Raw genomic sequence first — 23073 nt, 5'->3', positions numbered from 1 at the left:
GCGGTTAAAACTGGTGCTGAGGGCAATTCGGGCAATTCGAGATTTACATTTGCCCGTCCGGCGGGCGTCTGTTCAAATAATCCGGTTATGAAAAAGATTTTGGTTCGTGGTTTGATTGTGGTGGTGGTGCTGTTGATTGCGGTGGTGGTCATCGTGGGCATGTCCCTCAACGGCGCGATTAAAAAGGGCATCGAGACGTTCGGGCCGGAACTCACCAAGGCTTCCGTCACCGTGGAGGACGTCAATCTATCGCTGCTGCGCGGCAACGCCTCCATCAAGGACCTGGTCATCGGCAATCCCGAAGGCTACAAATCACCGGAAGCGCTGAGCGTCGGCCGCGCGAGCGTGTCCATTTCGCCGCGCTCGATTTTCTCCGACAAAGTCGTGGTGAAATCCATTCGGATCGAAGCGCCCAAAGTGACCGTGGAAGTCGGCCCCGGCGGCAGCAACCTGCAAAAATTACAGAAGGAATTGGAGGCCGCCATCGGTGGCGGGGCCACCAGCAGCCCATCCGGCAGTACTCCCGCGCCCGCCAACACCGACGCGGGCAAAAAATTGCAGGTGGACGAAGTGGTGGTCACCGGCGGCAAATTGCTGCTCGGCGCGGCGGCCCTGGGCGGCACGGTCGCCGAGGCGCCTTTACCCGAGATTGAATTGCAAGGACTGGGCCAGGGACCGGAGGGCATCACCGGTGCGGAACTCGGTCGCGTCATCCTCAGCAAAATCAACGAAGCCGCCCTGAAAACTTACGGCGAGAAATTAGGTCAAGTCGGCGCGGAAGCGCTGCAAAACATTTCCCAAACGGCCACCAACGCCATCAACGAAGCGGCGGGCGACGCGCTCAACAAAGCGGCCAAAGGCCTGGATAATCTCCTCACGCCAAAGAAAAAGTAATCGGGACGGCGGAGGACCTTGAGTCGCGCCAGTGCTTCAATCCGCCGGGAGATCGTCCGCCCCGTTCGCCGACCAACGTCGCTGCGTGCAATCCGCCACCACGCCTCGTTTGCTGCTCTGCACAAACTCCAGCAATGTCCGCGCGGCCGCGCTCGCATAACGTCCTTGTGCGTCCGCGACGGCGACTCGCAAATTTTTGCCGCTGCGGAACAACTCGCGATAGAGCTTTTTCACCTCCAACCGATCCGCGGCGCTGATGCCCGCCCGGCGCATGCCGATGATATTCAACCCGCGCATTTCGTTGATCTGGGTTGAAACGGTGAACGGAGGCAAATCCTGACTGACGCCGGACAGCCCTTGAATCATCGCCAAAGTGCCCACCCGGGCAAATTGATGCACGGCGGAGTTGCCGGAAATAAACGCCCGATCAAACACGATGGCGTAACCTCCCAGCAACGCGCCATTGGCCAGAATCACATGATCATGCACCACGCAGTTGTGCCCCACATGCGCGTGCGCCATCAGCAAATTGTGCGAGCCGATGACCGTGGCTTCGCCGCATTTGGCGGAACGATGGATCGTTACGTGCTCGCGGAAAACATTGTCCGTGCCGATCCGCACTTCCGTCGGCTGGCCGTCGTATTTCAAATCCTGGGGCGCATCGCCAATCACGCAACCCGCGTGAAAACAATTGCGGGCGCCCACGCGCAACTGGCCGGTGAGATAAACCTGTGGTCCCACCACGCAATCCGCGCCCAATTCGACGCCCGCGTCAATGACGGCGTAAGGCCCAACGCGCACGGTGGGATGAAGTTTTGCCTGGGGCGAAATGATCGCCGTCGGATGAATCATGTGGGGAGAGACTAAACGACTCGGGCGGCGGATTCACGCAGATTTACCGTCCGAGCGTGGAAAAATCGTTGACAGCCGCCCTGACAACGGGTGTATTGCCGCCCATTCATTGACTAGCAACGAATAAAAAACAACCACTTATGAGCAACGCATCTGCCAGTACCGTAGGGGTCACCCCCAACGCCAACCGCCTGTTGTGGGCGGGGTTCATGGCCATCCTTGCCGCCGGGGTCGGCTTTTCCATCCGAGGCGGCATCCTCAGCGATTGGGGCACCCAATTCGGATTCACGCAAAGCGACCTGGGCACCATCACCGGCGGTGGCTTGACCGGCTTTGGCATCATCATCCTCCTGGGCGCGCTGATCGCGGACAAGGTGGGCTACGGCAAGCTGATGATCTTCGCGTTCATTATGCACTTCCTTTCCGCGATCGTCACCCTGGCGGCAACTCCCATCTATAATTCGATGGTCGCCGCCGACCCCGCCGCGGCCAAGAACGCCGCCTACCAATGTCTGTTCTGGGGCATGTTCATGTTTGCCATTGGCAACGGCACGGCCGAAGCCGTGGTCAATCCGCTGGTCGCCACTTTATTCCCCAAGAACCGGACGCATTACCTGAACATCTTGCACGCGGGCTGGCCCGGTGGCTTGGTGGCGGGCGGACTGGCTTCTTATTTCATGGTCGGCAAGGTCAAATGGGAAATCCAGATCAGCCTCTTCATGATTCCCGTGGTGCTCTACGGCCTGATGTGCCTTAAACAACGCTTCCCGAAATCCGAAGCCAGCGAGCACGGCATCAGTTTCTTCGACATGCTGAAGGAATTTGCCGCGCCCCTGCTCCTCTTGCTCCTGGTGATTCACGCCTTGCTGGGCTACGTGGAACTGGGGACGGACAGTTGGATCAGCAACATCACCGGCAACATTCTCGCCAGCCGGGAACAAGGGCTGTTGCTGTTTGTTTATACCTCCACCCTGATGTTCATCCTGCGGTTTTTCGCCGGGCCGATTGTCCATCGGATCTCCCCGCTCGGCTTGCTGTTTGTCGGCGCCACCTGCGGGGCCATCGGGCTGACGTTCCTGGGCAGTGCCACCACCGGCTGGCTCATTGTGATTGCGGCGACCATTTATGGCGTGGGCAAAACCTTCCTCTGGCCGACCATGCTCGGCGTGGTTTCGGATCGGTTCCCCAAAGGCGGAGCGATCACCATCGGCGCCATGGGCGGTATCGGAATGTTGTCGGCTGGATTGCTCGGCGGTCCGGGCATCGGCTACAACCAGGACTACGCCGCCTCCAAGGATTTGCGGCAAAAAGCCCCCGCTGTTTACGAAGCTTACAAATCCGAGACCAAAAATCGCTTCCTGTTCTTCCCTCAAATTCAGGGATTGGATGGCAGCAAAGTGGGTGCGATCCGCAACAAATCCGTGGACACCCGCACTCCGGAAGAAACGCAAGTGCATGACGCCGATCTGCACGGAGGCCGCACCGCCCTCAAGACCACCGCCGCTCTGCCCACCACGATGGCCGTGTGTTACCTGCTGCTGATTCTGTATTTCAAATCCAAGGGCGGATACAAGCAGGTGCATATTTCGGGTAGCGGCCACGGCGCCAAGGAAGTGGGCTGATCAGGCGTCTGCATTTAATTCACAGGGCGGCCGTACCAGGCCGCCCTTTTGCTTGGGGCGAACCGTGGCCGCAAAAGGTGACGGCGATTTTTCTTTCGATTGGCGGGGTGGTTCCCTAAACCAGACGGTGCTATGCCGAATCCTTGGACCGGTAAGGGGAATCCTTACACGCGTAAAGAAGTCATCGAGCGCCTCCGCGCCACGCTGAAAAAGGGAAATGCCCTCATCGCTGCCGGTGCCGGCACGGGCATCAGCGCCAAGTTCATCGAGCAGGGCGGCGCGGATCTCATCATCATCTACAACTCCGGCCGCTTCCGCATGATGGGTCACGGCTCCACCTGCGGCTTGATGGCTTACGGCGACGCCAACGCCATCGCCATGGAAATTGGCGAATACGAAGTGCTGCCCGTGGTCGAGGAGGTCCCGGTAATCTGCGGCGTTCACGCCACCGACCCGCGCCGGCGCATGTGGCATTGGCTGCTAAAGGTCAAAGACATGGGCTTCAGCGGCGTGAATAATTTCCCCACGCACACCATCGTGGACGGACATTTTCGCGGCGTGCTCGAAGAAACCGGCATGAGCGTGCAGAAGGAATTTGAAATGGTCGCCCTCGCGCGCCGGATGGATTTGTTTTCCATCGTCTATGTGGCCACGCCGGAGGAAGCCGTCGCCATGGCGAAGGCCGGAGCGGATGCGATCATCGCGCACGTGGGCACGACGGTGGGCGGCAGCATTGGCGTGAAGCGGGCGGTGGTCAGTTGGGATTTCACCATCCAACGAACGCAGGAAATCATCAATGCCGCGCGCCGGGTGCGGAAGGACATCTTCTTCCTTTGTCATGGCGGTCCGATCAACACCCCGGCGGATGCCGAGCGCGTGTTGAAAAACACCGACGCGGTCGGGTTCGTCGGCGCCAGCTCGTTGGAGCGGATGGGCGTGGAGGCTTCGCTCACCAATCTGACGCGCGAGTTCAAAAAGTTGAAAGTGCCCGCAGCAAAGGGATTCGGCAAAAAGGCCAAACGCTGAACCACACTGGCAAATGTCGAACCCTCGCGAAACACACGCCGCCGTCTCCCTCTTGTATCTGCCTTTCCGTCTATCCTTGTCAGAGATGATGGATTGGGGAAGATGGGACTGTCCTGCCGCCTGCAGGCGGCAGGACAGTGGCGCGGATGAGTTCGTTACCCTCTGGCACAGGCTTTTGGCCCAGTGCGTGGGGAGCCTGAACCGTTCGCGCTGGAGTCCTAAACTCGAACCGTTGATGGAGCGGCCCACTCCGGCCAGCTCGTATTTGCAAGAAGGAGAGAACACCATGACCACTATCTACACAGGCTTGGATATTGCCAAGCTGAACCTGCAACTGCACCTCCTCGGACGCCGCCACGACCTGCCCAACACGGCAGCGGGCCACCGCCGGCTGGTCAAACTCCTGGCTTCCCTGCCCGGAACGCACGTCATCTGCGAAGCCACCGGCGGTTACGAACGCGACCTCGTCGCCGCGCTGCATGACGCCCGCATCCCTGTCAGCGTCTTGAACCCGGCCCGCGTCCGCCACTTCGCCCGGGCCACCGGCCAGCGGGCCAAGACCGATCCTCTGGATGCCGCCATCCTGACTGCCTACGGCCAGGCCTTACAACCCCAACCCACCGCTCCGCGCACGCCACAGGAACACCACCTGAGCGAACTGATCCGCCGCCGGGTGCAGGTATTGGCCCTCTTGGTGGCGCAACGCCAGCAAGCCCAACGGCTCACCGTGCCCGCCTTGCGCCGCCAAGCCCAAAGCCTCGTCCGCCGCCTGGAACGCGATCTGAAACAAATCGAAACGCAACTGGGGCAACTGCAGGCGCAAGCCAGCTCCCTGGACGAACGGGTGCAAAAACTCGTCGCCATCACCGGCGTCGGCACCATTACGGCGTTAGGCGTGCTAGCCGAACTGCCCGAACTGGGCACGCTCAACCGCCGCCAGGTGGCGGCACTGGCCGGACTGGCCCCGCATCCGCGGGAGAGCGGCCAATGGCATGGCCGCCGGCGCATCGGGGGAGGCCGCGCTCCAGTGCGCCGCGCGCTGTATATGGCGGCATTGGTGGCAGCGCGTTCCAACCGCCAGCTCCAAGCGTTCTATCAGCGCCTGCGCGCGGCCGGCAAACCCGCCAAAGTCGCCCTCACCGCCGTTATGCGTAAACTGATCGTCCTCATGAACCACACCCTCAAAAATCCAAACTTTGTCCCCCAAAATTAAATACCGTTGCTCCCCCGCGGGGGAGAGGGTCAGGGTGAGGGGGCAGCGGCGAATCCGCATCGCCGCCGCTCGCAATTTTGCCCGGCGCCACGAATCAACTGACGCGGAAAAGCGGAGCCGATTTGTCACGCAGCAGGACATCAAGGTCTTACGCTTCCGAAACCATCAACTGCGAGGTGAGATTGAAAGCGTTCGGTTTGAAATCCGGCGGACGCCAATGGAACGCACTGGCCGGACGAAAGCACTCGCGAGTTATCTTCCATCGTCTGACCACCCCTCATCTCAATCCTTTCCCCTCGGAGGGGAGAGGAAGATCGCAACTACCGCCTGTTCTTGAAAATGAATCCGTTTGATATCAACTCCCGCCGTTTCGTGACCGCCGCCGAAAAAGTGGATGTCCTTTCACCTTGGACGCTTGAAGAATGGCTCTGCCGTTCCGACGTGGTGCCGAATCAGGAATTGATGCTGGTCCGCGCCAACATGGAAGCCGGGCGCGCGCACCCGTTTCACACGCATCCGCACCGCGAGGAAATCATCTACATCGTTTCCGGTCGCGCCGAACAATGGATTGGTCAGGAGCATCGGATTCTCGGTCCGGGCGAAATGGTGTTGGTGCCAAAAGGTGAAGTTCACGGCACCTACAATCCTTTCCGCGAACGACTCGTTTTTCTGGCCATTCTGGCGCCGGCGAACGCTCCGGAACCCAGCATCGTAGATGTTTCCACTCAAGAACCCTGGGCGTCGCTCCGAACCAAACACGGATTGCCCGCCTGCCAATAGATTTTATTTATCCATGAAAACAAAACTTCTGGCTTTAACCTGCCTCGTTTTACTTGGTCTCGTTGCCGCGGCCAGCGCCGAGCCGCTCCGCGTCTTCATTCGCGGCGGCATCAAGACGCATGGCCCGAATCAACACGATCATCCGCGCTTCCTCAAAGAGTGGACGCAGTTGCTCAACGCGCGCGGCATGGAAGCCACCGGCGGGATGGAGTTTCCCGAAGCGGAACAACTGGCCAAAACCGACGTGCTCATCATCCATTGCGATACCGGCATGAAAATCGTCGGTGACGATCGCGAAGCGTTCGAGGTCTTTCTCGCGCGGGGCGGCGGCGTGGTGGTGATCCATGCGGGCGTGGTGGGCGGCGATGATTTCACCTGGATCAAAAAAACCATCGGCGGCGCCTGGCGCTGGCCCGCACCCAACTTTCCTGCGGAAAAAGCCACCAAATACCTCGAAGGCGAGGTGGACGTTTGCTGGGTGGATCGCGACCATCCCATCAGCCGCGGCATCTCGAACTGGGACTGGACGGATGAAATCTATTACGACATGGACTTCGCCGACGACGCCGGCGTGCTGGCAACCAGTTTTCACAACGTCCACGTCATCGCTCCGCAAATCTGGACGTACGAAAAAAAGCTGCCCGGAGCCGCCGCGCCGTATCGCGCCTTCGTCAGTCTGCCAGGACACGAATACGATTCGTTCAATACGCCCCAGTATCGCGTGGTGCTGTTGCGCGGCATCGCGTGGGCCGGCCGCCGCGCCAACGTGGATGAGTTCTGCCAACCGGACGAACTCGCGGCGCTACGCTATCCGCCCGGTGGACCATTGCCGGCTCAGGAAGCGATGAAAACTTTCCAACTGCATCCGGAATTTCAGCTCTCCCTCGTCGCTGATGAAAACCTCGCGGAGAAAATCATGTCGCTCGATTGGGATCCGCAAGGGCGCTTGTGGGTGGTGGAAACGCCCGAATATCCCAATGGTCGCTCGATCAATCGTAACGACGCGAAAATTGCCCCCTGGCGCGAGCGTCACCCGGAGGAGTATCCCGTCGGCGGCAAAGAACCACGCCCGGCGCACGACCGGATCTCCATGCTGGAAGACACCGACGGTGACGGAGTGATGGATAAAAAAACCGTGTTCTACGAAGGACTGGAACTGGCGACCTCGCTCGTGTTCTACAAGGATGGGGTGATTGTTTCCCAGGCGCCGGACACGTATTGGCTTCGCGATACGGACGGCGACGGAAAAGCCGATCGCAAGGAAACGCTGTTCACCGGTTGGGGCACGGGTGACACGCACGCCGTCACCAGCAATCTGCGTTGGGGACCGGATGGCTGGATTTATGGCAGTGTCGGTTACAGCGCCGGCGACCTGACCTCGGGCGACGGATCCCGCAAGTTCGGTAAAATCACCGCCGGGCTGTACCGCTTCCGCCCGGATGGTTCGGCGTTGGAACAAGTCGCGTCCGGCGCCTGCAACACCTGGGGCTGCGAAATCGCGCCGGATGGCGAAATCTTTTTCAGCACGGCCACTTGCGGCGAACCGATGTTGCACGTGGTGTTGCCGGAAAAAATCATCAGCCAGGCGGGCCTCCCCGGTGTGCGCGCGGTCAAACCCATCATTGAAGAAAACAAGTTGTATCCGCCCCGCCATGAAACGCGTCAGCCGTACGTGCAGATTGATTGGGTGGGTGCGTTCACGGCGGCTTCCGGCGCGACGATCTACAACGGCGGCGCGTGGCCGGGAAAATGGCAGGGACCGCCGTGGGCGTTTTTTGTCAGCGAACCAACCGTGTGGTTGACGCACCAGGAATTTGTCAGCCCGGACGGCGTGAGTTATCAAGGCCACAAAGAACCGGGCCGCGAACGCACCCATTTTTTGACGAGTACCGATTACTGGTTCAAACCAATCCATACGCGCGTCGGTCCGGACGGCGCACTTTACCTCGTGGATTTCTACAACCAGATCGCCGTCCACAATGATACGCGCGGTCCGGCCCACGGCGCGCACAACGCCGCCACCCGCCCCGACCGCGATCACCATTTCACCCGGATTTATCGCGTTCAACACAAAGACGCGCTCGCCTTGCCGCCTTTCACTTTGGATCAAAAAGCCCCCACCGGCCTGGTTGACTTGCTGGATCATCCCAATGGTTGGGTGCGCGAAACCGCCAACCGGCTGCTGAGTGAAGGCGCGGGCCGTCAGGTCATTGGACGACTCGCCGGCAAAGCCGCCCACGCGCGCACCGCGTATGGACGCATGAACGCGCTCTGGGTGCTGAACAACCTTGGCGAACTGGAGCCCGAGCTATTGGTCGCCGCCATTGACAGTTCCGATGCGGTCGTGCGCAAAAACGCGCTCTGGATTGCCGCCACGCAGGACAACACCTACAACCCGCCCGACCTCGAAATGGTGCGCCGGCTCCTCGCCGATCCGGATCAACGCGTGCGCATCGCCGCGCTGGTGGCCGGCACCACCATCACGCCGGATGCGGACTTCGCCACCGCGCTGGTTGAAGCCTGGCCCACGTTCCGTGAACCGCATCTCGAAGCGGCAGCCCTCGCCATCACGGCGAAGGACCCGGTGCTGTTTCTAAAAGCCGCTTTTGCCAGCCGCGAGCCGGAGGCGATGACCGGTTTCGTTACGCAACTTGCGCGACAGGCAGCCAATCGAAACAACGCGGTCACCGCGCGCAACGTCGTGGTTCTGGCGGGCAATCAACCCGCCTCTGCGAGCCAGTTGCAGGTGATCGCGTTACAATCGTTGAACGCCGCCTTGCGCGCCGAAGTGAAACCTGCCGCCGACGCGGCGCTTACTCAGGCGTTGAAACGACTGCTGAGTGCCGACGCCACCGCCGGCGCGGTGCTGCCGCTGATCGCGCGTTGGGACGCCATCTCCATCGCGGGAAATGAAGCTAAAATTGCGATTGCGAAAGCTGAAACACGGTTGGCTGATAAATCACTCAGTGATAATGAGCGCGGTCAGATCGCGGTTAATCTGCTCGGCGTGCGCGCGCTGGATGCGGGGATTCTACCTGCCGTCGCCGCATTGGTCGGCAGTGACGCCAGCGTGGCGCTGCAGCGCCGGGTGATTGAAGCGCTGGGCACCACCGGTGAAGCGGCCGCAGGCCAGGCATTGCTCACGACGTTGCCGAAGTTGGATCAGGATTTGCGCGAGGCGGCTTTCGGCCAATTGCTGAAACGCGCGGACTGGTCCGCTGCGGTGATTCAGGCTTTGTCCCATCGCCAACTGGATCCCGGACTGCTCGGCCCGGGAAATTTACATCGGTTGCGCACCCATGCGGATGCCGCCGTGGCCGCCCAGGCGATTCAGGTGTTAACCGAATTAAAAGGCCCGGAGCAGAAGGAGAAGAATGCGTTGATCGCCCAATTCCGCCCGGAAGTGGTCAAACTGGGGAACGTCGCCAATGGCGCAAAAGTTTTCACCGCCAACTGCGCGGTATGTCATCGCTTCAATAACGAAGGCGCGGATTTCGCGCCCAACCTCACCGGCATGGGGGCGCACGGTCCGGAGGATTTGTTGATCCACATTCTCGATCCGAACCGTGTCGTTGAACCCAACTTTTTCACCGTCAACATCGAGACCAAGGATGATTTGAGCTACGACGGCATTGTGTTGCGTGAGAACAACGCCGTGGTGGTGCTGCGCAATCAAAACGCGGAAACAGAAATCCGCAAGGACAACATCGCCACGCGACGGCTCACCGACCGGTCGCTGATGCCCGAGGGCTTTGAACAACTCGGCGCGGAGAATCTGCGCGATCTGCTGACGTTCTTGTGCGCGGACGAACAACGCTTTCGCATCCTCGATTTGAGCGGCGCGTTCACCGCCGACACCTCGCGGGGCATTTACCGCAGCCTGGAAGCGGCGGAAGAATCGCTGCGCTTCAAAAAGTGGGGAACGATCAAACATCGCGACGTGCCGTTCGAAATCGTGAACCCGCAACGCACGCCCAACGGCCGGAACGTCATCGTGCTGCAAGGCGGCGACGGCCTGGCGCGCAGCTTTCCGCAAACAGTTGAAGTCCCGGTCGGTCTGCCGGCCACGAAACTGCATTTCCTGAGCGGCATTGCCGGCTGGGGTTATCCGGCCGTGGACGAAGAAAAACCGGTGGCGAAAATCACCGTCCATTATGCTGGCGGTCAGACCGAGGAGTTCGTCCTGCGCAACAAGGTCGAGTTCGCGGATTACATCCGGCGCGTGGACGTGCCCGGCTCCGAAGCGCTCGATCACCTGGACAGTCTGTTGCAGCAAGGCCGGCAGTTGCGCTATTTCGCCCGGACGTTGTCGCCGCGTGGGGTGGTGGAAAAAATCACCCTCGCCAGCTACAACAATAACGTCGCACCCACCTTCGTCAGCATCACGGCGGAAGTGGGCGACGCCACGACGGGCGCATCAGCCAATCCCACACCAGTCCCGGTCCCGACCCCCATTCGATTTCAATGGGGCAACGGCTTGAAAGTCCTGATCATCGGCGGCGGTGAAAGTCATGATTATCAGCAGTGGTTCAACGAAACTGACGTGCGAACACTGAACCAGATGGACGGCGTCTCTGCCAATTACACTGAAACCACAAGCGGCTTAGCAGATGCGCTTAAAGACGTGGACGTTTTGATCATCAGCAACAACAAGCCGTTCACCGACGACGCCACCAAGGCGGCCATCGTTCGCCATGTCCAAAACGGCAAGGGCCTCATCGGTCTGCATCCAGGGCTTTGGTATAACTGGAAAGATTGGCCGGAATACAATCGCACCCTCATCGGCGGCGGTTCGCGCGGACACGATCCGCTGGGCAAGTTTGACGTCGTCGTCACCGAACCCAACCATCCGCTGATGCGCGGTGTTCCCGCCAAATTCAACCTCAAGGACGAGCTGTATTGGTTTGAACCCGACCCGCAAGGCACGCCCATCAAAGTGCTGGCTACCGCACATTCTGCTCAGAAGAACAAACCGTATCCGCAAGTCTTCACGGTCGAGCAACCGAAAGCTCGCGTCGTCGGCATTACGCTCGGGCACGATGGTGACGTTCACAATCATGCTGCTTACATTCAACTCCTGCGCAATGCGGTTCTTTGGTCGGCAGGGAAGGAAACCCGATAGCCACCGGCAGACAACCGACAACCTTTTGTTGCACATGCAACAAAAGGTTGTCATCCGAAAACTCCAAATCTCATGTCAACCATTGCCATCCTCGGAACGCTGGACACCAAAGGTGTCGAGCATGGCTATGTGGCCGACCTGATCAAACAACGCGGCCATGACGTGCTCGTCATTGATGTCGGCACGCGCGCAGCGCCAAAACTGCAGCCGGACATCACGCGCGCCGAAATCGCTGCTGCTGCCGGAGTGGATTTTGCCGCGCTGAACGCGAAACAGGATCGCGGCGAATCCGTCACCGTCATGTCGCAAGGCGTGCCGCGCGTGCTCGCGAAACTCGTGGCGGAAAAGCGCATTGACGGCGTGATTTCACTGGGCGGTGGGGGCGGCACGGCCATCGCCACGGCCGCGATGCGCACCCTGCCAATCGGATTCCCGAAGCTCATGGTTTCCACGCTGGCCAGCGGCAACACCGCACCCTACGTGGACGTGAAAGACATCGTCATGTTTCCCAGCGTGGTGGACATTGCGGGACTAAACCGCCTCTCGCGACAGCTCCTCGCCCGGGCGGCGGGCGCGATTTGCGGCATGGTGGAAATTCCCGTGCCGCCAGCCACGGATAAACCAATCATCGTCGTCAGCCAGTTCGGCAATACCACGCCCTGCGTTGAACACGCGAAAAAAATTCTCGAAGCGGCGGGCTACGAAGTCATCGTGTTCGCCGCCACCGGCACCGGTGGGCGCACCATGGAATCGCTGATTGAAAGCGGTCTGGTCGCCGGGGTGCTGGACATCACCACCACGGAACTGGCGGACGAATTGGTCGGCGGCGTGTTGAGCGCCGGGCCGAAGCGACTCGAAGCCGCCGCGCGCGGTGGCGTGCCCGCCGTGATTTCCACCGGCTGCCTCGATATGGTGAACTTTGGTCCGCCCGAAACCGTGCCGGCCCAATTCGCCGACCGGAAATTTTATCAGCACAACCCACAGGTGACGTTGATGCGCACCACGCCGGAGGAAAATACGCAACTCGGTCGTCTCCTCGCGGAGAAATTAAATCGCTCCACCGGCCCCGTCACCGTGCTGTTGCCGCTGCGCGGCGGCAGCATGATCAGCGCGCCGGGCGGGCCGTTCCACGATCCCCAGGCGGATGCCGCGCTCTATACGGCGTTGAAACAAAACTTGCGATCAGGAATCACGGTGCAGGAGCTGGAAACGGCCATCAACGACGCACCATTTGCCGAAGCCTGCGCGCAGTCGCTCTTGCAACTATTGCCCCGCGCGTGACTAGAGCGTTTCAATTTTTATGGCCACAAGACGGCACAAAAAGCGCAAAGCAAAACCACTTTTGCGCCTCTTGCGCGTTTTTGCGGCTCCAGTTTAGTTGCACCGATTAGGCCGTTGCCCTTCACGTTTCCGCCTGAATCGCGTCCCAAATTTCCTCGTAGAGCGGACGCACCACCGGATTGACGGCCAGCGCGCGAGTCAACTTGCGGCGCAGGATAAGTTCCACCACATCCGTCTTGTCGCGCAATCGCTTCAACGGGCTGTTCCGCCAACTGTCCAGCTTGAGGGAAAGCAATTCTTCCAGCGGAGCAATCTGCAAATCCTCCGTGGCTTGGGTGGGTTGGGGAAAGCGCACCTGACAGCCGCGTTTCACCACGCCGCCCGCCGGAAGCAAATCAACAAATGTATGCGTGCGCCGGTCTTCCACGCGATCCGCCGCTTCCGGCACTCGATAGAAGGGGCCGGTCAAACTCGCGGTCAAAAACTCCATCGCCTCCAGCACGTCCGGCACCACGATGTCCACGTCAATCGTCACTCGGGGATAACCATGTTCCTGCACCGCGATGCCGCCCACGATCAAATGCGGAATCTCCTGCGCCGCCAACAGCGCGACTGCCGTGCGGGCGGTTGCCAACACACCAGAAGTTCCGGTGCCTTCGCGAAGAATGTGGGCGTCGCCATTCATTGTCGTGGCAGCTTCGCACCTGCGACCCGCCGCGACAAATCATTTGAAAAAATCCGTTTCGTGGAACGTGTCACCGACCCCTCCGATTGTCCCATAGGGCAATACACGAATAGCATCACTAAGGTGACGCCTGACAAAATCAAATGTCTCTTTTATCTTTTCGTAAAAGCTGACGGTCTCTCCCACCAGAACCAAAATAGACGAGAGTAGCGATCACCACCGAGCCGACGATCATGCCATTAAGAAATGGCGTCCAGCTTGAGGACGGAAAAACCTCCCGCACGGCGAACCGCAATATACCGATCACCAGACCAACTCCAGCGCCAACGATCATAAACCGGGCTACGCTGTAGTCTTTAACGGGCCTCATATCACTATGCTGAGACAATGAAGTTTTCCCAATGGCCTGTCAATGGATGAGTTTCCCAAAGCTCCCAGCCAAGTTGTGAAGCGCAACGCCCTGCTACGACAAATCATTTGAAGAAAATCCGTTTCGTGGGACGTGTCATCCGCCCCCTCCGATTGTTCCGCAGGGATCGAACCATGCTAACCCTCCCATCGTGGGTTACCCTCACGGCTATTCACGTTGGGTCGAGGGTCACAACCTCGTTCCAGTTCAACGCACCACCATCGTTCCGACGCCGGCGTCGGTGAAAATCTCGAGTAGCACCGCGTGCGGCACGCGCCCATCCACAAATGAAACCTTTTCCACGCCGGACCGAATCGCCGCCACGGCGCTGTCCACTTTGGGAATCATGCCTTTGGCCACGATTCCGGCGGCCTTGAGCGCGGGCACTTCATTGACGGGCAGGTGTTCGATCAGCGACGCCGCATCCTGAGGATCGCGCAACAGTCCCGGCACATCGCTCATGAACACCAACCGTTCCGCCTGCAACGCCACCGCCAGTTGTGCCGCCGCCACATCCGCGTTGCAGTTGTAAATTTTCCCGTCCGCCCCGCGTGCCGTCGGGCTGATGACCGGCGTGATGCCTTGTTTGATGCAGTCGCGCAACGGCGCAGTGTTCACCGCCACCACTTCGCCGACGTAACCCACGTCAATCTTTTGCCCGGGATGCTCCTGGTCATCGAGCAACAGTTTGCGGCACTGGAAAATATCCGGCCCGGCAAACCCTTTGGCCATGCCGCCCAGCGAATTGATGGTGGCGACCACTTCGGGATTGATCTCGCGGGAAAGCACTTCGTCCACAATCTGCACCGTCGCCGCGTCGGTGACGCGCTGGCCTTGGATGAAGTTGGTTTCGTGTCCGGCCCGTTCCATGGCCCGGGTAATGGCCTTGCCGCCGCCGTGAACCACCACCGGATTGATTTCCACGGCTTCCAGAAAAACCATGTCTCGCGCCACACTCTGGCGCACGGCCGGATCAGGCGAATCCATGAACGAGCCGCCGTATTTGACGACAAACGTCGCCCCGCTGAATTTTTGAATGTAGGGCAACGCTTCCAACAGCGTGTTGGCTTTGGCGATTAATTCTTGCACCGGTTTCAAGCGCGTTCATTTAGCCACAGCGATGGGCGGGATGAAATGAAGATTTTCAATCCACGGCGCGGACCTCCAGGCTAAGGCGTGGCGGAGGCGCCCGGCGGTTGATCGCGAACACTCAACAACCGCCCCACGCCATCCGCGTCATAAATGAGCATTGTCGCGCGGGCGGTGCATCAGGTAAATTTTCGGCGTGATCCCGCTGCGGCAACGATCTTTGGCAGCTCGCACCGCAGGTGAAGCCGTGATCATCGGCTCACCCGGAGACGATGCTTTGTCGCCCCTCCGTGATTTCATGCGCCCAGCCTGGCGGCGGTTCTCCGGCGCGTTTTCCCGGCTCGTCCTGTTGCTTGGCCTCGCGAGCGGATTGCTTCGCGGTGGACCAGTCGCCCTCGATCTCGGCGCCGCGACCACCAACTGGCTCGACCAGGAACGGGAATTTGTCGTCCGCACCTGGGGCATTGAAGCCGGGCTGCCGCAGAACACGGTGACGAGCATCATTCAGGCGCGCAATGGTTATCTCTGGCTCGGCACGCTGGCGGGGTTGGCGCGCTTCGACGGCGTGCGCTTCAAGGTGTTTGGGTTGGCGGATGGATTGCCCAATTTGCAGGTGCGTTCGTTGTTTGAAGACGACGCGGGCGACTTGTGGATTGGAACCATCAACGGCGGTCTGTGCCGTCTGCGCGCGGGGCGCATCGAGCCGATTTCCGGCGCGGGCATTTCCGGCGATGAGACCATCACCAGCCTGATCGCCAATTCGCAGGGTCATTTGTGGGTGGGTTCAAACGAGGGCCTGCTGCTCTGGGATCAGGAGCAACTCCTCCATCATCCCACCTTGACCCAATTGCCGCGGAACTTCATCCGCACCCTTTTGAAGTCGCGCGATGGCACAATCTGGGTCGCCACCGCGAATGAACTTTACTCGTGGCGCAACGAAACCTTGACTCGGGAAACCGGTCCCGCGCCGGACACCAACATCGTCCCCTATTGCCTCCTGGAAGATCAGCGCGGGCGTTTGTGGGCCAGCATCGGCAACGGCAAAATCCTCTGCCGTCAAGCCGATGGCGCCTGGACGCGCTACGATCAAACCGCCGGCGTGCCTTTCGCTTACGTGACCAGTCTCGCGGAGGACAACGACGGCACGATCTGGGCCGGATCACTCGACGCGGGGCTTTACTATTTCAAGGATGAACGCTTCCACCCAATCCCGGACCGGGCCGGTTTATCCGACCGCGCCGTTCGTTCGCTCTGCGTGGATCGCGAGGGAAATCTTTGGATCGGCCACCGCACGTCTGGATTGGATCGGCTGACGGCGAGCAAGCTGGTCACGCTGGACGTGGATTCGGGTTTGACCAACGATTACGTGCGTTCCGTGGCCGAGGCGGCGGATGGACAGCTTTGGGTGGGCACGACGGGCGGGGGGATGTATCGCTCGGAAACCGGCGGCTTGCGGCTCCTGACCAACACCACCTACAACGCCTACTATCCATTTGTCGAAACCATCCTGACGACGCGCAATGGCAGTGTCTGGTGGGGTGGCGTCAACAGTTTGCTTTGCTGGCGCAGCAACCAACTCGCCGCCGCGTTCACCAGTCCGCCGCAAACCTGGACGCCGCCCTCGCAAACTCCCGAATGGATGATCGGCGCGACCGTTTCCGCCCTGCTGGAAAGTCAATCCGGCGCCATCTGGGTCGGCACGTATCAAGGCAAAGTCATCCGGATACGCGCGGGACAAACGGAAGTGTTGCCGCACCACCTGGGGCGCGGCGCCATCACCTGCTTCCAGGAAGAAGCGGACGGCACGCTTTGGACCGGCTCGCTGGCGGGCGGGTTGAGTCGCCTGCAAGCGGACCAAGTGACCACCTTCACCGCCAAAGACGGTTTGCCCAGCAGTCATGTGCGGGTCCTGCATCGCAGCGCCAACGGCGTGCTTTGGATTGGTACGGGCGGAGCGGGACTGGTTCGCTTTCAAAATGGCCGCTTCCAAAACTTCAGCATCCAGCAGGGTCTGGGCGACGACACCATCTCGCAAATTCTCGAAGACGATCAGGGCGACCTTTGGCTGGGCTGCAATCGCGGTATTTTCCGGATCAACCGGTTTGAACTGGAAGAACTGGCAGGCGGACGCCGGACCTTCCTGCATCCGCAAGCATTCGGGCGCAACGCGGGAATGCTCGCCGAGGAATGTACCGGGGGCTCGTCGCCCGCCGCCTGCCAGTTGCGCTCGGGAGCGCTGGCCTTTGCCACCGTGAAAGGGGTGGTGATCATTGATCCGCGCCATCAGGAGTACGATTCCGTGCCGCCAAAAGTGCTGTTGGAAGAAGTGCGCGCCGACCGCCAGCTGGTCCCCATCAACCACTCCGCCCGACTCGCGCGACCCGACGCTCCGGCCACGGTGACGATCCCGGCGGGCCGCCGCGATTGCGAATTTCAATACACCGGCCTCAGCTTTCGCTCGCCTGAACGCGTGCGCTTCCGCTTCAAATTGTTTCCCGTGGACGGAGATTGGGTCGAGGCCGATACGCGCCGCGTCGCCCGCTACAGTCCGCTCAGCCCGGGCAAGTATGAATTCCGGGTCACCGCCTGCAACTCGGCCGGCGTTTGGAGTCCGCAGGAGGTGGTTCTGCGCGTAAACGTCCTGCCGCGATTCTGGGAGACGGGTTGGTTTCGGTTGCTGCTTGGCCTGGGTTTTTCCGGGCTGTTGGTGGGAGGCGTCTCGACCCTGGTGCGACAACGCTACCAGCAACGGCTCGCGTTGTTGGAATTGCAAAATGCGGTCGCGCGCGAACGACTCCGCATCTCGCAGGACATGCACGATCACATCGGCGGCCTCCTCACGCGCGTCTCCATTCTGAGCGATGTCGGGCAGGACGAGAACGAAGCCCCCGCCGTGCGGGAACAGTTCGGGCGGATTGGTGATCAAGTGCGCGCGGCGGTTCAGGGGCTGGACGAAATTGTTTGGGCGACCAATCCGCACAACGATAATCTGCCGCGTTTCGCCGAGTACATCGGGCGCTTCGCCGATGAATGTTTTGAAGGCACGAAAGTGCGTTGCTGGCATGATCTGCCGGAGGAGCTGCCGAATCTGGCGGTGCGCGCCGATCTGCGGCATGGCGTTTTCCTGGCGATCAAGGAAGCGTGCAACAACGCGCTCAAACACTCGGGCGCTTCCGAAGTCTGGTTGCGCTTGAAACTGCGGGGCGCACAGGTCCAGGTGGAAATCGAAGATAACGGCCGCGGGTTTGATCCACAAAAAGTCGCTCCGGGGGGCAACGGCCTGGGTAACATCGCCTCGCGCCTGGCTGAATGTGGCGGGCAGGCGGCGTTTATCAGCACTCCGGGAAAAGGGACGCGGGTGCGTTTAACCTTCAACATTTCCACCCCTAGAAACGAATGAAACCGCCGGGTCTAACATCAATGTGGGATGGCTCTTGGCGACCGGAACGCTTATGAGTAAACCGCGCGTGACTAAGAAGATTCAAGTGGCCGTGGTGGAGGATGACGTCGGAATTCGTTCCAATCTCGCGCGGATGATTGACAGCTCGCCCGGCTTCCAATGTCGCGCCGCCTACCCGGACGGCCTGACCGCGCTCAAACACATTCCCAGCAACCGTCCCGACGTGGTCCTGATGGATATCAATATGCCCGGAATGCTCGGCACCGAATGTGTGCGCCAACTCAAAACCGTGGCGCCGGACGTGCCGGTGTTGATGCTGACGGTCTATGACGACAGCGAACAGATTTTCAAATCCCTGCAAGCGGGCGCAACGGGTTACCTGTTGAAACGCACGCCGAAAGACAAACTGCTGGAAGCCATCCGCGAAATCACCAGTGGCGGCGCGCCGATGTCCCGCCAGATTGCCCGCCGCGTCGTGCGCTTCTTCCAGGAGATCAATCAAGTCCCGACCCCGCCACAACGCGCGCCAGAAGTCAGCACCCTCACGGAACGCGAGGAGCAGGTGCTCGCGTTGCTGGCCAAAGGTCACGCCTACAAGGAAATCGCCGGACTGCTCGGCATCAGTTTTGAAACCGTGCGCAGTTACGTGCGCACCATTTACGATAAACTGCACGTCCACAGCCGGACTGAAGCCACGTTAAAATACCTCGGACATTGAGTCGTCACCGATCATCGGTTGCCGTTGTCAGCGCGCCGCCTCCGGCGCGAGCGGGCCATTGAATCCAACGCCCATGCACCTCCACCTCACCAAACTGTTTTTCGCTCTCGGCGTCAGCGGCAGTCTGCTGGCTCACGGTCTTTCCAGCGCGGCGCAATCCCCCACCGGCCATGAGTGGGAACAGGAACAAAACCTGTCGCTCAACAAGGAGCCGGCCCGCGCCACGTTTGCCTCGTTCGACGATGAAAAATCCGCGTTAAAAATCCTGCCGGAACATTCGCGTTACTGGCGTTCGCTGGACGGCCCGTGGAAATTTCACTGGGTCAAACAACCAAGCGAACGACCGCAGGATTTTTTTCAGCCGGAGTTCGACGTGTCCGGCTGGAAGGAAATCGCCGTGCCGTCCTCGTGGCAATGTCAGGGGTACGACGTGCCGGTTTATTCCAACCAGCGTTATCTGTTCAAACGCGATTGGCCGCGCGTGATGGGCGAACCGCCGACAAATTACACCGCGTTCCGCAACCGCAATCCGGTCGGATCCTATCGCCGTGACTTCGAAGTGCCGAAAGCTTGGGCCGGACGTGAAGTGTTTATCAACTTCGACGGTGTGGACTCGTTCTTCTATCTCTGGATCAACGGCCACTACGTCGGCTTTTCCAAAGACTCGCGCTCGCCCGCCGCGTTCAACATCACGCGCTTTCTCAAACCCGGAAAAAACATCGTCGCCGCCGAGGTCTATCGCTTCTCGGATGGCTCGTATCTGGAATGTCAGGACATGTGGCGGCTTTCGGGCATTTTCCGCAGCGTGTCGCTGCAAGCGCGACCCCAAACTTTCGTGCGCGATTTCTTCGCCGTGCCCGATCTGGACGCCGCCTATCAGAACGGTGAATTGAAAATCACCGGCGACCTCGCCGGGTCGGAGGCGAACACCAGTCAACTCGTGGCAACGCTGCACGATGCCAATGGCAAAGCGGTAATCACCCAGATCATCCAGCCGGCGGGCACGAATTTCACCGCGACACTGGCCGTGAATAATCCGCGCCAGTGGACGGCGGAAACTCCCGAACTCTACACGCTGGTGCTGGCCTTGCAGGACGCAAAAGGGAAAATGCGCGAGTTTGTCTCCGCGCAAGTCGGCTTCCGCAAAGTGGAAATCAAAAATCAGGTTTTCCTCGTCAACGGCCAGCCCGTCAAACTCAAGGGCGTCAATCGGCACGAAAATTTCCCCGACACCGGCCACGCTTTGTCTCGCGCGCAGATGGAACTGGATTTATTGCGCCTCAAACAAGCCAACGTGAATCACGTCCGTACCTCGCATTATCCGAACGATCCCTACTGGTATTACCTCTGCAACAAATACGGCATCTACCTTCTCGACGAAGCCAACATCGAGTCGCACGGTTATTACTACGGCAAGGATTCGCTATCGCATCCGAAAGAATGGGAAGCGGCGCATGTGGACCGCGTCATGGCCATGATTGAACGCGACAAAAATCATCCGTGCGTCGTCATCTGGTCGCTCGGCAACGAAGCCGGACCCGGACACAATTTCGTCGTGGCAGAACAAGCGTTGAAAGCTCGCGCCCCTTCCCGCCCGACGCAATACGAACGCAACAATGACATCGTGGATCTGGGCAGCAATCAATATCCCGACGTCGGCTGGGTCGAGCGCGCGGCGCGCGGCGCACGCGGCATCAAATACCCGTTCTACATCTCGGAATACGCGCACATCATGAACAACGCGCTCGGCAATCTGGCCGATTATTGGGCAGCGATTGAATCTTCAGACCGCATCCTCGGCGCGGCCATCTGGGAATGGTGCGATCAGGGCCTGTACCAAACCAACGCCGCCGGCGAACGGTTTGTCGCCTACGGCGGCGATTTCGGGGACGCGCCCAACGACGGCCAATTCATCGTCAAAGGCGTGGTGTTCGCGGATCGCACGCCCAAGCCGTGTTACTTTGAGGTGAAGCACGTCTATCAAAATATTACGGTGACGCCGCACAACGCCGCCCAGGGTGAAGTGGAAATTTTCAACAAATACTTCTTCAAAGACCTGATGGAATTTCAGGTCGTTTGGGAACTCTCCGAGGACGGCAAGGTCATTCAATCCGGCAAGCTAGCGCTGCCTCGGATTGGTCCGCGTGAAAAAAAGACCGTAACCGTTCCCTTCCGCCGACCGCGTTTTCGGCCCGGCGCAGAATACGCGCTGCGGTTCAGTTTTCGACTGGCGCGCAAGTACGATTGGGCGCCGCGCGGCTATGAGCTGATGTTTGATCAAATTCCGATACCGAATTCCGTTTCCAACAAACCCGCGCTGGTGATCGCTGACTCAATTCTGGATGTCACTGAAACGCCTGATCATGTTTCGGTGGCGGGTGATCGTTTCCGCGCGGACTTCGATCCGCGCACCGGCATGCTCACGCAACTGCGTTACGGCGGGAAAAACATGCTTCTGCCAATGGCCGCGCCTGCGTCCGAAGGCAACTTTGGAATCAACGCATTCCGCTGTCCGCTGAACAACGACGTGTGGACCATGAACAAATGGTTCGAACAGGGTCTGCGTCAACTCACCCAACACGCCACCGCTTTCCAAGTCGAACCAGAAAGAAATTGCGTGCGCATCGTGGCTGCGGTGCTGGCGCACGGACTTCAGGCCGAACGGGTGCTGGATTTCGGCGGCAACCACACCCGCGTGGAGGCGCAGGGACCGTTGGCCGAAGATGCGCTCCAGATCCGGGCGCAGTTGGAATGGACGATCTACCCCGATGGCAGCATCGCCTTGCAGACCGCGCTCGTGCCGGAAGGACCGACGCTGCCACTCGCACGACTGGGGGTGCAACTGGAATTGCCCGAATCCTTTTCGCGCGTCACCTATTTTGGTCGCGGCCCGGAGGAAAATTATCCCGACCGGAAAAGTGGTTCGTTCCTGGGTCAATACTCGCGGACGGTGCGCGAAATGTTTGAACCCTACGCCCGCCCGAACGACATGGCGAATCGCGAGGAAGTCCGCTGGCTGGCGTTGACCGACGCGCAAGGCGCCGGCGTGATTTTCGCCGCGTTGGAGAATCCGTTGAGCGCCGCCGCCCTGCCCTACTCCGCCACGGAATTGTTGCAGGTGAATCATCCGCCGGAATTGCCCGCCACGCACCGCACGGTGCTCACGTTGAATTGCGCCAACCTCGGCATGGGCGGCGCGTCTTGTGGTCCCGGCCCGATGGAACGCGACATCCCACGCTCGAACCGCGCGTATCATCTCGGTTTCCTGATCCGTCCGGTGAATAAAAAATCCGACCTGGCCGCAACCGCCCGGGTGAGTACGGCCACGGTCGCACCGGTCGCCATCAGGTTGCAAAAGGGAAAACTGCAACTCAGCACGGGAACACATGACGCCAACATCTTTTACCGGTTGAACGACGGTGAAATTCAAACCTTCACCGCGCCGATCAGCGCGAAAGTCGGCGACAAAATCAGCGCCTGGGCGGAACGCACCGGATGGGCCTCCGCGAAGCCGACGGAGTTTGAAGTGCCGGTGACGGCTGAATCGTTGCGAGCCACCATCAAATACGTGGACAGCCAGCAACGCGATGAAGGCGAAGCCGAACATCTGATTGACGGCGATCCTGACACCTACTGGCACACCGAATACGCGCTGACTTTGACCAAGTTCCCGCACTCGATTGAACTGGACCTCGGCAGCGTCAAAACCTTTTGCGCGCTGGCTTACTTACCACGACAAGACAGCGCCAACGGACGCGTGGCGCAATACCGATTCGAGATCAGCACGGACGCCGAACATTGGCGTCCGGTGGCGGAAGGCCGTTTTCCCAACTCCTCGCAAAAGCAAAAAATCACCCTGAAGGAACCGGCCAGCGCGCGTTATCTACGCTTCGTTGCCTTGAGCGAAGTGAACGGCAACGACTTCGCCTCCGGCGCTGAGTTGGAGATTCTGCCTTGAAGTCCGGGCGAACCTCGCTGATAA

At 60.0% G+C, this 23073-nt stretch carries 14 protein-coding genes; 10 read left to right on the top strand and 4 right to left on the bottom strand.

Annotated features, from left to right (window positions below; all coding sequences use genetic code 11):
• The first annotated feature begins 87 nt into the window (after positions 1-87).
• Positions 88-894 carry an AsmA family protein gene (locus M9920_09230; GenBank protein MCO5052472.1) on the top strand — a complete coding sequence of 269 codons (807 nt, stop codon included), beginning with the start codon at positions 88-90 and terminating at the stop codon, positions 892-894.
• 36 nt (positions 895-930) lie between these two features.
• Here the strand turns inward: M9920_09230 and lpxA are convergent, their stop codons facing one another.
• A complete protein-coding gene (lpxA, locus tag M9920_09225; GenBank protein MCO5052471.1) occupies positions 931-1746 on the bottom strand; it encodes an acyl-ACP--UDP-N-acetylglucosamine O-acyltransferase in 816 nt (271 codons plus the stop codon).
• Positions 1747-1886: 140 nt separating this feature from the next.
• On the opposite strand from lpxA, the gene M9920_09220 reads away from it, so the two are divergent.
• From M9920_09220 to M9920_09195, 6 genes are all read left to right on the top strand, one after another.
• Positions 1887-3368, top strand: a complete 1482-nt coding sequence (locus tag M9920_09220; GenBank protein ID MCO5052470.1) for an MFS transporter — start codon at positions 1887-1889, stop codon at positions 3366-3368.
• Positions 3369-3500: 132 nt separating this feature from the next.
• A complete protein-coding gene (locus M9920_09215; protein ID MCO5052469.1) occupies positions 3501-4394 on the top strand; it encodes a phosphoenolpyruvate hydrolase family protein in 894 nt (297 codons plus the stop codon).
• Positions 4395-4680: 286 nt separating this feature from the next.
• Positions 4681-5607 carry an IS110 family transposase gene (locus M9920_09210; protein MCO5052468.1) on the top strand — a complete coding sequence of 309 codons (927 nt, stop codon included), beginning with the start codon at positions 4681-4683 and terminating at the stop codon, positions 5605-5607.
• A 339-nt stretch (positions 5608-5946) separates the two neighbouring features.
• Complete coding sequence (locus M9920_09205) at positions 5947-6387, top strand: cupin domain-containing protein (GenBank protein MCO5052467.1); 441 nt, start codon at positions 5947-5949, stop codon at positions 6385-6387.
• 13 nt (positions 6388-6400) lie between these two features.
• Positions 6401-11509, top strand: a complete 5109-nt coding sequence (locus M9920_09200; GenBank protein ID MCO5052466.1) for a ThuA domain-containing protein — start codon at positions 6401-6403, stop codon at positions 11507-11509.
• A gap of 72 nt (positions 11510-11581) precedes the next feature.
• Positions 11582-12790 carry a Tm-1-like ATP-binding domain-containing protein gene (locus tag M9920_09195; GenBank protein ID MCO5052465.1) on the top strand — a complete coding sequence of 403 codons (1209 nt, stop codon included), beginning with the start codon at positions 11582-11584 and terminating at the stop codon, positions 12788-12790.
• Positions 12791-12911: 121 nt separating this feature from the next.
• On the opposite strand, the gene M9920_09190 is transcribed toward M9920_09195, so the two are convergent.
• The 3 genes from M9920_09190 to argB form a co-directional block, all read right to left on the bottom strand.
• Positions 12912-13475, bottom strand: coding sequence for a hypothetical protein (locus tag M9920_09190; protein MCO5052464.1), 564 nt, complete (start codon positions 13473-13475; stop codon positions 12912-12914).
• 139 nt (positions 13476-13614) lie between these two features.
• A complete protein-coding gene (locus M9920_09185) occupies positions 13615-13809 on the bottom strand; it encodes a hypothetical protein (protein ID MCO5052463.1) in 195 nt (64 codons plus the stop codon).
• Between the two features lie 282 nt (positions 13810-14091).
• Positions 14092-14973 carry an acetylglutamate kinase gene (argB, locus tag M9920_09180; protein MCO5052462.1) on the bottom strand — a complete coding sequence of 294 codons (882 nt, stop codon included), beginning with the start codon at positions 14971-14973 and terminating at the stop codon, positions 14092-14094.
• A gap of 220 nt (positions 14974-15193) precedes the next feature.
• Between argB and M9920_09175 the strand changes: the two genes are divergently transcribed.
• The 3 genes from M9920_09175 (at position 15194) to M9920_09165 (ending at position 23049) form a co-directional block, all read left to right on the top strand.
• Complete coding sequence (locus tag M9920_09175) at positions 15194-18373, top strand: ATP-binding protein (protein MCO5052461.1); 3180 nt, start codon at positions 15194-15196, stop codon at positions 18371-18373.
• Between the two features lie 52 nt (positions 18374-18425).
• Complete coding sequence (locus M9920_09170) at positions 18426-19091, top strand: response regulator transcription factor (GenBank protein MCO5052460.1); 666 nt, start codon at positions 18426-18428, stop codon at positions 19089-19091.
• 73 nt (positions 19092-19164) lie between these two features.
• Complete coding sequence (locus tag M9920_09165) at positions 19165-23049, top strand: DUF4981 domain-containing protein (protein MCO5052459.1); 3885 nt, start codon at positions 19165-19167, stop codon at positions 23047-23049.
• The last annotated feature ends 24 nt before the right edge of the window (positions 23050-23073 follow it).

The organism is Verrucomicrobiia bacterium (assembly GCA_023953615.1).
Taxonomy (GTDB): Bacteria; Verrucomicrobiota; Verrucomicrobiia; order Limisphaerales; family JADLHS01; genus JADLHS01.
Note: the sequence above shows the minus strand (reverse complement) of the source record. Positions and strands in the feature narration are given on the sequence as shown.

Excerpts from the sequence above, each read along its gene's own strand:
- M9920_09230 (MCO5052472.1), top strand. The coding sequence starts at position 88 with ATGAAAAAGATTTTGGTTCGTGGTTTGATTGTGGTGGTGGTGCTGTTG.
- lpxA (MCO5052471.1), bottom strand. The coding sequence starts at position 1,746 with ATGATTCATCCGACGGCGATCATTTCGCCCCAGGCAAAACTTCATCCC.
- M9920_09220 (MCO5052470.1), top strand. The coding sequence starts at position 1,887 with ATGAGCAACGCATCTGCCAGTACCGTAGGGGTCACCCCCAACGCCAAC.
- M9920_09215 (MCO5052469.1), top strand. The coding sequence starts at position 3,501 with ATGCCGAATCCTTGGACCGGTAAGGGGAATCCTTACACGCGTAAAGAA.
- M9920_09210 (MCO5052468.1), top strand. The coding sequence starts at position 4,681 with ATGACCACTATCTACACAGGCTTGGATATTGCCAAGCTGAACCTGCAA.
- M9920_09205 (MCO5052467.1), top strand. The coding sequence starts at position 5,947 with ATGAATCCGTTTGATATCAACTCCCGCCGTTTCGTGACCGCCGCCGAA.
- M9920_09200 (MCO5052466.1), top strand. The coding sequence starts at position 6,401 with ATGAAAACAAAACTTCTGGCTTTAACCTGCCTCGTTTTACTTGGTCTC.
- M9920_09195 (MCO5052465.1), top strand. The coding sequence starts at position 11,582 with ATGTCAACCATTGCCATCCTCGGAACGCTGGACACCAAAGGTGTCGAG.
- M9920_09190 (MCO5052464.1), bottom strand. The coding sequence starts at position 13,475 with ATGAATGGCGACGCCCACATTCTTCGCGAAGGCACCGGAACTTCTGGT.
- M9920_09185 (MCO5052463.1), bottom strand. The coding sequence starts at position 13,809 with ATGATCGTTGGCGCTGGAGTTGGTCTGGTGATCGGTATATTGCGGTTC.
- M9920_09170 (MCO5052460.1), top strand. The coding sequence starts at position 18,426 with ATGAGTAAACCGCGCGTGACTAAGAAGATTCAAGTGGCCGTGGTGGAG.
- M9920_09165 (MCO5052459.1), top strand. The coding sequence starts at position 19,165 with ATGCACCTCCACCTCACCAAACTGTTTTTCGCTCTCGGCGTCAGCGGC.